This window comes from Spartinivicinus ruber (assembly GCF_011009015.1).
GTDB classification, from domain to species: domain Bacteria; phylum Pseudomonadota; class Gammaproteobacteria; order Pseudomonadales; family Zooshikellaceae; genus Spartinivicinus; species Spartinivicinus ruber.
On record NZ_CP048878.1, the window covers coordinates 5,913,959 to 5,929,289 of the forward strand.

The 15,331-nt window shown below is 38.5% G+C and carries 14 protein-coding genes; 10 read left to right on the forward strand and 4 right to left on the reverse strand.

What is annotated here, in order from left to right; translation table 11 throughout:
- Positions 1-139: 139 nt before the first annotated feature.
- The 3 genes from G4Y78_RS26620 to G4Y78_RS26630 all read left to right on the forward strand — a co-directional run bounded on the left by G4Y78_RS26620 (position 140) and on the right by G4Y78_RS26630 (position 1,926).
- A complete protein-coding gene (locus G4Y78_RS26620; protein ID WP_163835989.1) occupies positions 140-742 on the forward strand; it encodes an FMN-dependent NADH-azoreductase in 603 nt (200 codons plus the stop codon).
- Positions 743-953: 211 nt separating this feature from the next.
- The gene (locus G4Y78_RS26625) at positions 954-1,418 is read left to right on the forward strand and encodes a macro domain-containing protein (RefSeq protein WP_230425653.1); all 465 of its coding nucleotides are present in this window, start codon (positions 954-956) and stop codon (positions 1,416-1,418) included.
- Between the two features lie 139 nt (positions 1,419-1,557).
- The gene (locus tag G4Y78_RS26630; protein WP_163835990.1) at positions 1,558-1,926 is read left to right on the forward strand and encodes a hypothetical protein; all 369 of its coding nucleotides are present in this window, start codon (positions 1,558-1,560) and stop codon (positions 1,924-1,926) included.
- Here the strand turns inward: G4Y78_RS26630 and G4Y78_RS26635 are convergent.
- The gene (locus G4Y78_RS26635) at positions 1,923-3,425 is read right to left on the reverse strand and encodes a ricin-type beta-trefoil lectin domain protein (RefSeq protein WP_163835991.1); all 1,503 of its coding nucleotides are present in this window, start codon (positions 3,423-3,425) and stop codon (positions 1,923-1,925) included. The two genes, G4Y78_RS26630 and G4Y78_RS26635, sit on opposite strands and share 4 nt — an antisense overlap.
- A gap of 590 nt (positions 3,426-4,015) precedes the next feature.
- Between G4Y78_RS26635 and G4Y78_RS26640 the strand changes: the two genes are divergently transcribed.
- Complete coding sequence (locus G4Y78_RS26640) at positions 4,016-4,573, forward strand: HD domain-containing protein (RefSeq protein WP_163835992.1); 558 nt, start codon at positions 4,016-4,018, stop codon at positions 4,571-4,573.
- 90 nt (positions 4,574-4,663) lie between these two features.
- Positions 4,664-5,368, forward strand: coding sequence for an alpha/beta hydrolase (locus tag G4Y78_RS26645; protein WP_163835993.1), 705 nt, complete (start codon positions 4,664-4,666; stop codon positions 5,366-5,368).
- A 58-nt stretch (positions 5,369-5,426) separates the two neighbouring features.
- Here the strand turns inward: G4Y78_RS26645 and G4Y78_RS26650 are convergent, their stop codons facing one another.
- Complete coding sequence (locus G4Y78_RS26650; protein ID WP_163835994.1) at positions 5,427-6,284, reverse strand: hypothetical protein; 858 nt, start codon at positions 6,282-6,284, stop codon at positions 5,427-5,429.
- 318 nt (positions 6,285-6,602) lie between these two features.
- Positions 6,603-9,119 carry an esterase-like activity of phytase family protein gene (locus G4Y78_RS26655; protein ID WP_163835995.1) on the reverse strand — a complete coding sequence of 839 codons (2,517 nt, stop codon included), beginning with the start codon at positions 9,117-9,119 and terminating at the stop codon, positions 6,603-6,605.
- Positions 9,120-9,336: 217 nt separating this feature from the next.
- Here G4Y78_RS26655 and G4Y78_RS26660 point away from each other — a divergent pair, with 217 nt between their 5' ends.
- A complete protein-coding gene (locus G4Y78_RS26660; RefSeq protein ID WP_163835996.1) occupies positions 9,337-11,046 on the forward strand; it encodes a creatininase family protein in 1,710 nt (569 codons plus the stop codon).
- A 63-nt stretch (positions 11,047-11,109) separates the two neighbouring features.
- Here the strand turns inward: G4Y78_RS26660 and G4Y78_RS26665 are convergent, their stop codons facing one another.
- A complete protein-coding gene (locus tag G4Y78_RS26665; protein ID WP_163835997.1) occupies positions 11,110-11,598 on the reverse strand; it encodes a pilin in 489 nt (162 codons plus the stop codon).
- Positions 11,599-12,622: 1,024 nt separating this feature from the next.
- On the opposite strand from G4Y78_RS26665, the gene G4Y78_RS26670 reads away from it, so the two are divergent.
- The 4 genes from G4Y78_RS26670 (at position 12,623) to G4Y78_RS26685 (ending at position 15,327) form a co-directional block, all read left to right on the forward strand.
- Entirely contained in the window at positions 12,623-13,594 is a 972-nt protein-coding gene (locus G4Y78_RS26670; RefSeq protein ID WP_163835998.1) for a hypothetical protein, read from the forward strand.
- Between the two features lie 326 nt (positions 13,595-13,920).
- Positions 13,921-14,604, forward strand: a complete 684-nt coding sequence (locus tag G4Y78_RS26675) for a hypothetical protein (protein WP_163835999.1) — start codon at positions 13,921-13,923, stop codon at positions 14,602-14,604.
- An 86-nt stretch (positions 14,605-14,690) separates the two neighbouring features.
- Positions 14,691-14,924 (forward strand): FitA-like ribbon-helix-helix domain-containing protein, encoded by a 234-nt coding sequence (locus G4Y78_RS26680; protein ID WP_163836000.1) that lies wholly within the window; start codon positions 14,691-14,693, stop codon positions 14,922-14,924.
- Positions 14,911-15,327, forward strand: coding sequence for a type II toxin-antitoxin system VapC family toxin (locus G4Y78_RS26685; RefSeq protein ID WP_163836001.1), 417 nt, complete (start codon positions 14,911-14,913; stop codon positions 15,325-15,327). Before G4Y78_RS26680 ends, G4Y78_RS26685 begins: the two co-directional genes overlap by 14 nt.
- Positions 15,328-15,331: the final 4 nt, after the last annotated feature.

Sequence of the window (15,331 nt, forward strand, 5' to 3'; positions counted from 1 at the left end):
AACTTCTCTGAAATTGCCTGTTATAGCAAACCTAAATACATCTAATAATTTAATCAATCAGCGCTATTAATTCCAACTTTTAATCAGTTTTTTCAATGTAACATCAAGCTATCTACGAGGATAACCAAAGGAAGTATCAATGAAACAGATTCTACAAATTAACAGTAGTGTGTTTGGTGATCAGGGCGAGTCCACTCAACTGGTCAATCAACTTGTTAGTCAGCTTGCTGAACAACTCCAGGCTAGCGTAACACTTAGAGATGTGACATCCACCCCGATACCTCACCAGGATGCCAGCTTTCTACAGGCACTAATGACTCCCGCCAATGAACGAAATAGCGAGCAGCAACAAAAAGTAGCATTTGCAGACTCTTTAATTGAAGAACTAAAAGCCAGTGATGTATTAGTGATTGGACTGCCAATGTATAACTTTAGTGTACCGTCAACACTAAAAGCCTGGTTTGACCACATAGCACGTGCAGGAGTGACTTTCCGCTATACAGAGAATGGCCCACAAGGCTTGCTGGAAGGTAAGCAAGCGATTGTTGTGACTACCCGCGGTGGTAAACATAAAGACACCGAGTTTGATACCGAAACACCTTTTGTAAAAAACTTTCTTGCATTTATTGGTATCACAGACGTTACCTTTATTTATGCCGAAGGACTTAGCATGGGTGATGCAGTTAAAGCGCAAGCACTTTCTGCAGCAGAAAGCCAAATAAAACAGTTATTGCTGAGTTAATTCAGCAATAACTGTTTTATTTAGGCAACAACCAGAGCAAACTATTAAAAAATACATTTAAAAGAATACTCCAATTGTCATTTTTTATTCATAATCATTAATTTCTTATGCTTCTCTGATAATTTTTAAGAACTTTTTCAGTTCATCCTACAACAACATGATATAATTAAATAAAAGGTAATTTGTTGTATTTTCGTTTCCCCCAGGCTGTATGATGAAAGTGATTACTGGAGATTTAATTAAATTAGTTGCCGAAGGTCAGTTTGATGTAATTATTCATGGTTGCAATTGCCAATGTACGATGGCTACAGGAATTGCTAAAACAATTAAGAGCCTCTTTCCTGAAGCCTATTATGCAGACTGTGCAACCACTAAAGGGGATAAACGTAAACTTGGTACTATTTCTTATGCAACTGTAGAGCTTTTCAGCAATACCCTAACTGTCGTAAATGCTTATATTCAATACGACTGGCGTGGCCCTCGAATCAGAACAGATTATAATGCTGTTCGCACTGCAATCCATGAAGTAAAGCAGCTGTTCAGCGGCCTTAGAATCGGCTATCCCCTGTTTGGAATAGGATTGACTAAAGGTGACTGGGAAGTCATAGAAATTATCTTATCCGAAGAGTTGGAAGGCGAAGACCATACATTAGTAGTCAATACCAACCCCAAATAGGCTCGTATTGATTTTTGTCTGAAAACAAACTTTTTCATAGCAATTTATTCTTATAAGCCTATTCTTTTATTTTCCTATTGGCATTATAACCCTCTTAGCGTATACATTTAGTAATGCTCCCTTTGTAATGTAAATTATCATGCCGTTAAAACCACTCCTAATACTCATTTCATTAAGCTTACCGCAAAGCATACCAGCTGATATTATTTTTCAAGCAGGAAACAGCTCTATTACTGCCAATAGAGCTGATATTCTAGATGCGGCTTTAGGACGTTCAAGAACTGAAGACTATGTTGTTCATCTGGAGTTTACCGTTGAGTTTGGTAAAAACTTATTCCTGTTCACTTCAAAGAATCTTGGTAAACCATTAACAATCAAAGCCTTTGGTATGCAAATCGGTAAACCCAAAGATTTGGAGTACAGCTATACTGATCGGATTCAAATCACCAACCTAAACAAAAAAGAAGCAGAGCTCATTGTGAATAGCATAAAAAAACAAGGCGATTAAAGCTTATTTGAACTCAAGCCCCAGTAAGGAAGTGGTTTTACAGTTATCTTGGCTCCACCGTGAATACCTAACGCCGTCATACTTAAAGCAGGAAATGGCTGACTCACAATATTACCCATATCAACCCGCCACTTTTGCTGCTCATCCCGGTTACAGGTTTGCAAAGCAAGGCTTTGCTGGCCAGCTTGTTTAGCAATCAGTCCTAAACATTGAGTTTCATCTATTTGGGGGTGCAGTCGCCCTTCTCTGTCAAGCCGCCACAGCTGTATACTCCGCTCATTACAATGCCATAATTGCAGCTTATTTGCTTGTTCAGATGCTTTATACAAATCCAAACATAAGTTATTACCGAACTGAATAGCCTGATAAAGCTTTCCTGCTAATAAGTCCTTTGGACGCACTGCTGTCGAAACTTGCCATTGCCAGCTGCCCTTGGTTCTAACCAGTACTCTGGCATTGGCTGTGTCACTTTCTACATCTAACACTAATTGCTTATTTGCCAGGTTGTGAAGCAGCCCGTCCTTAAAACTCCAGCGTTGAGCTAGCTGATGATTACAAGGCTTCATCACAGCCATGGAGGCAGTTAATACGCTTAACTTACCAGGATCAAGGCACATATCCACAGCATGCTGAGGACGCAAACGACCAAATGGATCTATATGCCACTGCTGACTAGGCTGCCCATTACAAGTATCAATCACTACTGGCGCCTCAGCATTCACTAAACCACCATCAACGGATAAACAGAAATTATTTCTAAACTTAACTTCGGTGAAGCCTACTGTAGCTAGTGAGTTGGCTTTAGTTTCTGGTTGCTTTGAAGTTGCTGGTGATTTATCAATCACTTGTTGGTAGTTGATTGCTTTCAACTGCCACTGGCGGCTTGTTATATCTTCTTCTGTTACCAATGCTAAATTGCTACCCTCCTCATCACTGGCAGCAACTAATATTTGCCCATTAGCTTTAGCAACCAGTTGGCCTGCCTCAAACTGCCATTGCTGGCTTGGTGAATCGGAACACTCATTAATAAACACCATGCCTGCTGGGTTAATACTGGTTGATGCAAAAAATTGTAAGCACTTACTATTATTCAGTTGGCTACGCACTCTTTGCTTGTTATCAAGCCACCATTGCTGTTGTCTTGCTTTAGTACAGCTCTCCATTCTAACGGGAGTAAAGTTGTCGCTGTTACTCCATAACACCCCTAAACAGAAGCCATTAGCAAACTGTAGCAATGCAATTTCTTTCTCAGCGTTTTTAGGTACCTGGGGATTAGTCGTTTGCTGTATTGCTGGCAACTGGCCTGCCTTTTCAACTGGTTGACCTGACAGAGAAGCGTTATCCTGCATACTTTGTTGATGAAACTGCAGTTGTTGATTAGCTTGACCTGTGGGTACCTGTTCACCTGCTGCTAACACCTGACTTGTAGAAACAGTTGAAGACAAAACGACTATTGCAGCAGAAAAAAAAACAACAACGGGATACATCTTGTAGCGCATATTTATTCCATTTAACAAAAATCACTGGTCGCTTTAAACGCAAACTGGCATGATAAAAAAATCGGTTAACAATGGCTGGAAGTGGCGCACGCTGTGAAACATTAATTGCCAAAGCTGTTTACAGCATGTATTCCCTCTATACCGCCCACTATATGTATTAAACACACAAAAATTAAGCCCACAACAACAAGAGGTACTGATAGTTTTGATGCTAATTAAAATAATACTTTATCGACTTACAACGGTTATTTTTTAGTGACATTTTTATGTAATATTTGCTGTACTATCCCATTAAGAGAAGCTAAGGTAGTAAATAAGATGGCTGACTAAATTAACCATCAAAGCTGTTTTTACTGTTAAATTTATTTTACAGTAAAAATAGTGCAGGAAAGATGCTGACTTCCTAATAACAGGCATCAACAACTGAATAACAATCAGACAAAGGCAGAAGGCCCTGCCAACATTCTAACCAAAGCGAACCGTTGCCAGATACGAACAGTTATATATTACTAGTGTCAAAGCAACTGTAGCTCTATAAAAATCCAGTAAATCATTATTTGTTGTAACTATTGCAGTAGCAGGTAAGGCTTATGGTTTTAGCGCTCATCGAACAGGCCAAAATATTTGCCACAGAAGCCCACGCAAGCATTAATCAGCTTCGCCGCTTTACTGAAGAGCCTTATATTGTTCACCCAGAAGCTGTTGCACAACTGGTTGCAGACGTTACCGATGAAGTTGCCTTGATTGCTGCCGCCTGGTTACATGATGTAGTGGAAGATACTCCTGTTACCCTGTCTGATTTACGCAATCAATTTGGTGAAGATATTACGCAGCTGGTCTATGAAGTTAGCAAAGTAAGTGGAGGTGTAGCAGGTGATAAGGTTTTAAAAAAAGCTCTGGATCGCGACCATTTTGCTCAAGCCTCACCAAGAGGTAAAACCATTAAACTGGCCGATATGATTGATAACTTAAGCTCTATTGTACAATTAGCACCAGAATTTGCTAAGTCATATGTCCCAGAAAAAGCCTTGTTACTTCCACTGTTAAAAGAAGGTGATAACACTTTATATATTCACGCAACAGCCGTGCTAGAACAATGTGAAAGAGAACTATACAAAGTGTTTGGTGATCTTTACAAAGATTATTAAAAACTGTAAAAATAAATTAATAGCTGACACTGTTATAAAATAAAGTGCAAATAGAAGTCACAACTATATAGGAACCCTTTATTATACCTAATGCAGCACTGCATTCTTATCCCCGGCATGGATGGTACAGGTCTTATATATGATGAGTTTCAACAGCTCTTGTCAGACAAAAATACCCATCTCACAGTTCTCAGCTATCCCACAAACCAAATATTCACTCAACAAGAATTGCTTAACTGGCTGAATATTGTCCTACAAAAACAAGACCAACCTATCTGGTTAATTGGCGAATCATTTGGGGGAAATCTCGCTTACCAATTAGCCAGCCAGAATCCAAATAAGATAGCAGGGCTGATATTGATTGCCTCTTTTTTAACCCCACCTTCTTTTCTGGTAAAACTCACTCCAACATTATTTTTTCAAGCTAGCTGGTTGTTGCTACAAAAAGTGAGCTTTTTAAGAAAGTTAGCCATGTCAGTTTTACTAAACAAAAATTGTTCAAACGATACCAAAACAAAATTAACTGACGCAATCAAACTAGTAGAACCAAAAGTAATAGCATCTCGAATTACACAAGTTAAACAACTGAATATCCAACCTGGCTTAAAGCAGTGCCATTATTTAAAACCAAGTCATGACAGATTGGTTAGTGGTAGAGTTGTTCATCAATTAACCCAGTTCTTTGATGAAACCATCTGCCATCCCATCAAAGGTACTCACTTCTTGTTACAAACCAACCCCAAGAAATGTGCAGAAGTTGTTTATAAAATCATTCACGAAGAGTATACCAGTTAGAGCCTCGATTAGTGCTTTTATAGTCACAACAGTGATATTCAAATAGTGTTATCAGACCCTAGGAAGATGAAGTCACCTTAGCTGGAGAATAACTTGCTATCAGCTTTAACATCTTGACGATCAACCACAAAAACAACAGTGGTAGTAAAATAGTTTGTAAAATAAAACTGGCTATTAATTTAATGATATCTTCAAACGCTTGTTCAGAAATTGTTTTCAGCTGTTTCATTTTCTCAATAGGATTAAGTTGGGTCGTAAACTGTTCCATATTATTTTTCAGTTTTTCCCAAAACGACTCCGGTTGGGCTTGCAAGGATTGTTGCTGCTCCTGATGATACGCTTCTATTTGCTCAGTTGTTTTTTCTAAACGCTCAGTCGCTGCTTGCTGCTCCTCAGCAAAAAAGCCTAAATATAAAGCCTGATTAAATAACACCATTAATACAACGGTGTAACGCAATATAAATAAACAACCAAATAACTTAGCACTAACCAGCCACCATCTAAGCCCTACATCCTTAGCAAACCATAATGCTATGAGATAAATAATCCCACTCGCTGTTAATAATATACTCATTAAACCAGTGGCAATTAATTCGTTAATGAGTTTCTGAATCCCTAACGATGTAGTACTGGCCAGCATTACCCAAGAAAAGCGTTCAACTAAATCATTAACTGGATCTAAAATTTCACCAGCAGTAATAGTTACCCCTACCCCAACAGGTTGAATAGATACTTCTGTACCTTGAATAACGGAAATAACGCCATTAAGTAAACGTGCAGTAGCAAAGGTAACCGCCGCATGTTTCAACTGCTGATCAGTCAGCTCCGACGCCTCCTCATCCACCCAAGTCAGCCAGGAGCCAGCACACATCAAGATCACTAATAAACTAATCAAACACTTCCAACGCGCTTTCATACTTCCCCCATTATGACAGCCGAAAAGCTGGAAATATGAGAATAAGCCGTTCTGCAGCTGCGGTCGGGATAACGCTTTAGCTCTAAAGGCCAGGGATGGACTTGTAGAGCAGCGGAAGAACAACCTATTAGCTCATATGTATTAACCAGCACTTTTCCCAACATCCAATATTGCTAATAATTGAGGTTAGTTATAACACAAATTGGTTGTATATTCGTCAGAAAGAAGACAAGTTAGCTAGAGGTTAGAGGAATATATACTCCAAAAACGTTTATTGAAGTATTACATTCCTCATAAAAAGTGAGCGATATAAAAAAGCTACTGCGCCAACCCCTCCGGCAATTGAATAACAATTATCTCATTATCATCTGGTTTATTGGTGGTTACGTGTCGGCCTACGCTAAATGGATAATTATTATCATTAATCAGGGCGATGTGTTTTTTATCTAATACCACCAGGTTTTCTATTGTTTCAAAGGGGAAGGCAAATTGATTATTACCGATGCCTACATCACCTGTTTCACCCATAGCTAGGTTATGTGGGTCTGCGATAGTAAGCAAGTCTACCAGCTCTTGTTTTTCAACCTGGCCATTTGCTTTCAGCATAATTAAATGAACTTTTTTATAGCCATTTAAATCACCCTGGCTACCATCCCTTTCTACTACTAATCCTTGATTGTTATTAATCATTTTAAAAGCACCAATGGCAGTGCCTTTTTTATCCATTGGGTAATAGTATTGCTTACCCGTAAATTGTTTTGTCAGCAAATCAAATTCGCTGATTAACAGCTGTTTTTCTTTTGCATTTCCTACTTGATTTGCTGATTGATTTATCAAAGGCTGTTCTAACATAGCTAATAATCGCTTGCCGTCTTTAGAAATAGCCAACCCTTCAAAACCACCACTACGCCCAACGCTAATACCATCCACCAGGGCAGTGTTGCGATAAGGCCAATACAAACCGGCTAACCAAGGGGTATTTTTACCATTTTCATCCTGTAAATTAGTACCATCATCGGCATCAGGCCCTACATTAGGGAAGTCTCCCATTAAATACACCGTACGAATAGCAGGGTAATTTTTCTGTACTGCTAACAAAGTGCGAAAATCAAAGCTTTGAACATCCGCTCTTTTTACTAAATTATTTTTGCTAATGAGCTGAGCTAATTTATCAGCAAAAGTTTCAGCATCAACCGTGCGATTTTTATAAACATAGCCATGTTTATCTTTATCACTGCGAGGGTTTATTTTAGTTTCGATATTAAACCGAGCTGTTGCTGCTACTTTACGTCGCTTAACGGCTTGTGGGTGGTATTTACCCGGCCCATTAGTGTAATAGTCTTGATAGAAAGTTACAAAATCAAACAGCTGCTGTAATGTTGGCATTACATATACACTAGGTAAACGCTTATTTTTGACAAATGCCTCCGTTACTGGAGATAAGGCTGGATTATTTTGTTGGCTATCACCACGAAAAGTTTTATCACAAATAAACTGTTGTTGTATTTGCTTGGTTGTCAAATCCTTAATTAATTGTTGATTATCTTCCGTATATTCTGATTTGTCTCTTCTACGGCATTTAGCTGCTTCGATATAAGGATCATGATTTAATACAAGTTGCCCATCTTTAGTAATGCCCGTATCAGTTTCTAACGTGGTCATTAAATTATCGAGCGCAACTTCCATGGCAGGCAAGGTATTTTCTGGACGTAAATTGCGCCCACCACGATGACCTTGGGCATCAAACTTACTGCTATCAATTAACCCCTCTCTAGTTAAATAGTCGCCTGGCTTACCATCATTATTAGCGTCAAACTCTTGTACCGCTTGCAGTAATAAGTCAGGCCGATCAGAGATAATCCCATCCACCCCTAACTTCATTAGCTCTAGCATCCTGGGCTTGTCGTTGACCGTCCAGGTTACTACTGGATAGCCTGCTTTCTGTATAGACGACACATCAAATACACCACTCGCTGCCAGTTTTAGTCCTTCTGGCGTTTTCTTATCCCGAGCATAATGAGTAACTTTGGGGTTATTGTCCTGCAGCATAACATGATAAGGGGAAAATACCGGCCGAAACTGAGCGCCCTGTTGTTTGGCATGTTGTGCAACTGCATTCATCACCCGTACTGCACTACCTTCTTCTAAATAAGGGTTTTGAGGGGAATTTAAATATTTAGCTTTATTAATTAAATCGCTGGAAAAATTCGGTAAGCGATAAGGAGGCTCCAGCAATATACCCTCTTTATCAAAATGGAGTAAAAAAGGCCCAAACTCATCACCAATCCATAATGAGCCATCAGGTGCTCGCTGAACAGACTCCACATCAAAATCGGCACCGGTTAATAACCGCTGTTCAGTAAATTGATTAACAATAGCAAAAGGCACTTGTTTATTAGGGTCCCTCAAACTAATAAACCCTTCCACCTTCACCTTACCGGAGCCTTTACCCACTTGTGTTTTATAATCTGGTTTTAAGGTATACAAGCGCAACAGATAATCAGCTGAAGTTTCTAAAGTACCATAGCCGTTATCAGAAAGTGCTAATAAACGTCCATCTTTTTCTTTTAAAACCGCAGAAAAACCCTGAACAGGCTGCTTTTTAAACGGCAGCTGCTGACCATTAATATTATTACTACCCAGTTGGCCACCCGAAACCGGCCCATCCGCAAAACTATCAGCCGGCAACTTAGCAAACCCCGTTAAAGTCGGCTTAGTAACAGAGCTGATTTGAGTATTAGTTTCTGCATTAGCTGTAAAGTGCACTGGTTGCTGGCAGGCAACCAAACCCAAAGCAGCAGATAAAACGAGAGTCGAGTGTTTTAGATAAGTCATTGCTTACACATCCCTTCCTAATTTTGTTGCTAAAATAAGCGGCTTATATGAATCCTTGATGACATGACCAACTAGACTAAACACTCACAAGTAAGACAACAAGCTATATCAACTCCGAAGAAATAAATCTAATTTGCTTTAAAAATAGGTTATCAACTGCCCACACAACACATACAATAACGCGTTGACAATAAGATGTTAGGTAGCAGTATAAAAAATGAGCTGGGAACAACTGTACTCTTCATTCATTCCATTTATTCAATCAACCGAGCGGCTATACTGGCTTTATATTTTAAGTAGCCTGATCATATGTTTGCTGTTTATCAAAAAAACTCATGGTAACCCCAAGACGAAAGAGCTTTTCCAGTTACTTTTTCCTAAATCCGTTCTATTACATAAATCAGCTAAAATTGACTATGTTTACTTCTTCTTAAAAAAAGTTATTTTCATTTTACTGTTAGTACCTATCAATGGCTGGCTATACCATCAAATCACCCCTTGGCTAACCAACCACTTAGTACTGCAGCCAATCACTTTTGCAGATAACAGTAATCTTATTTGGCTGGCCACCTTTTCATTTGTTTCCCTCCTTGCTATGGATTTTGGGTTATTTCTTGCCCACTATTTATTTCATAAAGTACCTTTCTTATGGACCTTCCATAAGGTGCATCACTCAGCTGAAGTGCTAACCCCTATGACAGTATACCGAATGCACCCAGTTGATGATTTATTGCACATGACTATATCCATGACCTTTATGTCGATTGCCAGTGCTTTATTTACCACCTTGTTTAATTACCAGCCAAATACACTGTTAGTTTATGGGCTTAATGTCTTCTTATTTGTTTTTTACTTGTTAGGATATAACCTGCGCCACTCCCATATACCTGTTGGTTATGCTAAAAAAGTAAGTCAATGGCTGGTTAGCCCATTTATGCACCAAGTTCATCATAGTTGCCTAAAGCCTCATATTGATAAGAATATGGGCTTTATTCTTTCTGTATGGGACCGCCTATTTGGTACACTTTATGTACCTAAACCAAATGAAAAAATTAGGCTTGGTGTTTCAGACTCTGATAAATTCAGTAACCCAATTAAGTTATTCACCATCCCCTTTATTGAAAATTTTCAAAAACACAAACTAATAACGCTTTTGCTAGTTGCTACAATTAGCTTGCTTGGTTTTAAAAGCATTACCAATCAAAAGATTCCCACATCAGTTTGGCTTGAAGATTTAACATCACCAGAGGTCGAATCTTTAATCGCCCAAGGCTATGTTAACGCACTCGTTCCTACTGGTGGCACGGAGCAAAATGGTGCCCATATGATTTTAGGGAAACATAACTATGTACTAAAAACAACTGCAGAAACTATTGCCAAACAAGTAGGTAATACGTTAATTACACCAATTATCAAATACGTGCCAGAGGGAAATATAAACCCACCTGAAGGTCATATGCAGTTTGCAGGCACCTTATCAATTAGTGAAGCAACTTTTGAAGCTATATTAACCGAAACCACCCAAAGTCTTATCCAGCATGGTTTTAAAAATATTTTCTTTATTGGTGATAGCGGTGGCAACCAAGCCAGTCAAAAAAAAGTAGCTAACCAGCTCAATCAGCTTTACTCAACTCAAGGTATAAAAATACATCACATTGCTAGTTATTATGCTAATAGAGAGCAAGAGACATGGCTAAAAAACCAAGGATTTGCTCAAGGTCAAATCGGCTTTCATGCAGGGATAAGAGATACTTCAGAGCTACTCGCTAGTAATGATTATGGTGTAAGAAAATATCTATTAAATGAACAAGGAAAGCATTCTGGAAGTGGCGGTGAGTTTGGTTATTCTTCTGTTTATTTGGGTAAAAAACTGTTAGGTATCAAAATAAATACAACCGTTAAATACATGACTCAACTTACTGAGTAAATATTTTCAAAATAAAAATAAAAGGGCAGCCATTTGCCTGCCCCTTCAAACTATACCCCTATGCTAGCCTGGCGGATTAGCTGGTGGATTAGCTGGTGGATTAGCTGCAGCAGCTGCTGCTCTACAGTTACTTGGTACCCAAGCGTCTTCCATGTCAGTTCCTTTTTGACATGCCCATTGCAATGAGCCATTTTGGTCTGAAGGAGCTAATATTAGCTGAGCATTACTTTTCACTTCAGTATCATAGGTAATAGTGATTTTACCCTGTGCACCAACAACTACATTTGATACTGCATTTCCAGTAGCGCCAGCCCAACCAACAGCAGCTGGTGCACTAGCGTCAGTTAAAGCTTGAAGTTGTGTATTTCCATTAACAGCCCAGTATTCTGCAACTGCTGCTTTAGCTCCTGCGGCTAAGTTTAAACCTTCAGAAACATGGGATCTTTTTGTGTAATTTTGATAAGCAGGTATGGCGACTGCCGCTAATATGCCAATAATTGCTACCACAATCATCAGCTCTATCAGCGTAAAGCCTTGCTGATTTCTTTTCATTGTTTGAGTCTCACTCCGTACTAAAATTTAACTACTCTTTGTGTATTTATTAGACATCAAGTGTGTTATGAGCATTTTTTATGCGAGCACTTAAGTACAGTACTACTTAACGAGCCCATCTCTTAGCCCATCAGCCAAGGAATTCAGCGCATTTACACTTAATCGACCTATTCAATACCATACATGTTGAAATATACGACAAAAAATGTAGAATAGTTCACAGTTTACTAGCACAATTGTTTTCCGACAAAAGGATAGTGTCGATCTATCCTACAATTTTCAGTCAAATTAGCCACAGCGAAGATTTTTTAGGGTAGGCAACAAGCGATGAAGCCCTAGGAGCCTATAAATAATAGGTGACTAGGGTGCAGGCAGTTTATTGCTCCTGCATAAACTGCATTTACACCGTCCTAGTGCTCAGCGCAGGTAACAGCCCCTAAGAAGTATTCGCAAAGGCTAATACAACATGTGCCAAATATTATGCATTAATTAATGGCTATTTTGCAATTTGTTGATGAAATTCTTATAGCGAATAACAACTAGTTAAAACTTAAACAGCTTAAGTTGTACATATTTTGTAGTACAAAACTACTCGTATTTGAGTGTTTCTGATGCAAATTGATTCATTAACAACCTGTTTTTAGTAAATGGCTGGCTGTTTTTATGATTTTTTAAGCTATAAGTATTAAATGACTACTTATCAGCCAATCCCAAAATATAAACATCTCGTCCTGCTAGACTTTCCAATCCTTCCTACCACCATGTACTATTTGTTTACTGTTACAATAATAAAGCACTAACTAAGTAATTTAGTATGTCTTCATATTTTGTTCTAGCCGATCAATTTTTAACCTTGACTATTAATCAATCTATTGTTGACTAGATTTTCAGTACTTCCTTAACAAAAGAATACTGATGCTGTATTAGAGGTAGAGCTATGAATCAGCCCAGTGTTGGGTTAACTAACCCAAAAGCTGACTTTTTAATTGTTGGAGGCTTGTCGCTAGTGGCACTAGCCATAGTTGTGCTATTTGAGCCTTGGTTTAAAGGATTTGACCTATGGTATCTAACTTGGTTGTTAGCATTCTTTATTAATGGCCCCCACTTCCTCATTAGTTATTTATTGTTTTATCGTTTAGCTGGTCGCCGTGTAACCAAAGAGCCTCGTTTTATATTTGCAGGTATAATTACTCCCATAGCTTTAGTATCTACATTTGTTTTAGCTTGGTTTTTTAACAATGCTACTCTGATGGTTCTAATGCTTTACACTATGTTTTTTCTGGTTGGCTGGCACTATGTTAAACAAGGTTTTGGGATATTAATTGTTCACTCTTCAATCAGAAAAGTATACTTTTCTAAAAAAGCTCAAGAACTTATTAGATTATGCCTCCATCTATTATGGTTTGCTTCTTTTTTAAACATTTTCAACTCGATCAATGGTTTCGGCCAATATTGGAACCTTGAATATCCCATCCCTACTGTATCCACAACCCTTATTCAAACATTCCAAGTCTTAGCTTGCCTTGGTTTAGTATTCCTAATTGGGTATTTTTTCCTCCGCCGTTATCAAGGAATTAAAGACAGCCCAAGCGGATTGCTGGGTTTATTTATTCAATATGTATGGTTACTACCTGTGTTTTACCATACAGAATATGCCTTACTAATTCCGATGTTCCACTCCCTGCAGTACATGCTTTTCGCAAGCAATGTTGTAACTAATTTAGAAAAGCAGAAAGATCAAGCGAATGCAAAGAAGAAAATAATGATTAATTGGTGGGGTAGCGCTTTTATTTTAGCCGCTTTAGGCTTTTACTTTATACCTGACTACCTAGATAGCACCTTAGGAGCCCCAAGTAGCTTTGGCGATGCACTATTCTTTTTATTAAGCTTTATTCTCTTTATTAATATACATCACTACATCATAGACTCTGTTTTATGGAAGAGAGAAAGTGGCTTAGTAAGAGACTACCTTAAGCCATTAAAGCAACCTGCCTAGTTATGTTGAAAGCAGCCAAGGATGGCCTCAAGAATAAGAACTAGCCAGCATTCATTCCACTGAAGCTGTACATTTTTTGTTGTATGAAAATACGGCATCACCCGTTTCACTTGGTTATTAAATACTCATCCCGGCGTATTCTTGGTTGTTTTTTAACTGGTTTTTAGCTGTTGAGTGGTTTTTGTTAGTAATAATTAACCAATTAGTCTAAAGCAGGTGATTCTTTGACACCTCAAGTTCTTTACTTTTTTTGACGACTATTCACTGCTCATGATACTTTCTCGGCCACTTTAATTGTCGGCTATTTCAATCTATATGGGTGGATCATGCTTACTAATATTAAGGAGTTAGACAAGTTTGCAGATGATGATGAAGACATCAATGATGATCTTCAAGATTATGCAGAAGAAATCACGAAGGAGTTTTTGCAATCCCCAGAGGGTGAAGCCCTACAGGGCAAAGACAATGATCCAGGCTACTGGTGTTGTCAGTTTATATTTTTTGGTTATCAGTATATTGGTACAACCCTTCCTAGAATGTCAGTGGCTGAAGCCGATGAAATAGTCACTGATATATTCCCTAGAAAAATCTCACTATCAGCCCCTGAAGACGCCACTGAAGTAATTCCAGAGCTTATTGCTTTTTGGCACTACCTTGGCCGTGTTTACAAACTAAGCAACAAAAACAAAATTATTCAATTATTAGAAGACCTTCAAGCCGACTACCTAAGCATCATGAATGACCCTTCTCGTTTTGGGATGGCAAAGCAGTTCATGATGGGTGCTCAACAAGCAGGTTATGATATAAGCGACAAGGACAGCCTTAATCAGTACATGCAAGAGTACAACCAAAGCATGATGCTACAACGCGCCTTTTCAGAAGATATGTTGTTAGACAATGAGCCTGAGAATGAACCTAGAACCAAAGTCAGCAAAGCTAAGGCATTAAAACAAAAAGCCAAGAAAAAAATGGCTAAAAAATCCAGGAAGACCAACCGGAAGAAAAAATAATATCTAGTGCAATCATTGATTGCACTCGAATGATATCATTGCTATCATCAGCCTAAAAGTTAACCTTTAACCCCTATAGGTGGCTGATGGCAAATTTAGTTGTTCGTAATATTGATGATGATGTCGTAAAAGCTCTCAAAGCCTTGGCAGGCAAGCATGGTATTAGTGCGGAAGCTGAACACCGCAGAATTCTTGAAGCAGCCCTATTAAGGCCAAAAAAGAAAAGCTTTGTTGAAGCATTACAAACTATACCCAATGTAGGTCTTGATTCAGACTTTGAGCGTGTGCAGGACGACCAAGAGACCGATGTATTTAGTTGATACTAATGTAATCAGTGAAGTCAGGAAAGTTAATAAAGCAAACCCTGGAGTAGTAGATTTTTTCAAAAAGACAGAACGTGAGGATGCAAGAATCTATCTTAGTGTCATTACTATAGGAGAGCTACGCAGAGGCGTAGAAAAAATACGCCATCGTGGCGATATTAAACAAGCCAACCAACTGGAAAAGTGGCTAAACAATATTATTGTTAATTTCTCTAATAATATTCTGGAGTTTTCTGAAACAGAAGCAAATGTATGGGGAAGGTTAAGGGTACCCCACCATGAAAATGCCATCGATAAACAAATTGCAGCGACAGCATTAACTTATGGCTTAACGCTTGTCACCAGAAACACTAATGACTTCACCCAAACAGGAGTAAAACTTTTAAACCCTTTTACTTAATCAC

Excerpts from the sequence above, each read along its gene's own strand:
- G4Y78_RS26620 (WP_163835989.1), top strand. The coding sequence starts at position 140 with ATGAAACAGATTCTACAAATTAACAGTAGTGTGTTTGGTGATCAGGGC.
- G4Y78_RS26625 (WP_230425653.1), top strand. The coding sequence starts at position 954 with ATGATGAAAGTGATTACTGGAGATTTAATTAAATTAGTTGCCGAAGGT.
- G4Y78_RS26630 (WP_163835990.1), top strand. The coding sequence starts at position 1,558 with ATGCCGTTAAAACCACTCCTAATACTCATTTCATTAAGCTTACCGCAA.
- G4Y78_RS26635 (WP_163835991.1), bottom strand. The coding sequence starts at position 3,425 with ATGCGCTACAAGATGTATCCCGTTGTTGTTTTTTTTTCTGCTGCAATA.
- G4Y78_RS26640 (WP_163835992.1), top strand. The coding sequence starts at position 4,016 with ATGGTTTTAGCGCTCATCGAACAGGCCAAAATATTTGCCACAGAAGCC.
- G4Y78_RS26645 (WP_163835993.1), top strand. The coding sequence starts at position 4,664 with ATGCAGCACTGCATTCTTATCCCCGGCATGGATGGTACAGGTCTTATA.
- G4Y78_RS26650 (WP_163835994.1), bottom strand. The coding sequence starts at position 6,284 with ATGAAAGCGCGTTGGAAGTGTTTGATTAGTTTATTAGTGATCTTGATG.
- G4Y78_RS26655 (WP_163835995.1), bottom strand. The coding sequence starts at position 9,119 with ATGACTTATCTAAAACACTCGACTCTCGTTTTATCTGCTGCTTTGGGT.
- G4Y78_RS26660 (WP_163835996.1), top strand. The coding sequence starts at position 9,337 with ATGAGCTGGGAACAACTGTACTCTTCATTCATTCCATTTATTCAATCA.
- G4Y78_RS26665 (WP_163835997.1), bottom strand. The coding sequence starts at position 11,598 with ATGAAAAGAAATCAGCAAGGCTTTACGCTGATAGAGCTGATGATTGTG.
- G4Y78_RS26675 (WP_163835999.1), top strand. The coding sequence starts at position 13,921 with ATGCTTACTAATATTAAGGAGTTAGACAAGTTTGCAGATGATGATGAA.
- G4Y78_RS26680 (WP_163836000.1), top strand. The coding sequence starts at position 14,691 with ATGGCAAATTTAGTTGTTCGTAATATTGATGATGATGTCGTAAAAGCT.
- G4Y78_RS26685 (WP_163836001.1), top strand. The coding sequence starts at position 14,911 with ATGTATTTAGTTGATACTAATGTAATCAGTGAAGTCAGGAAAGTTAAT.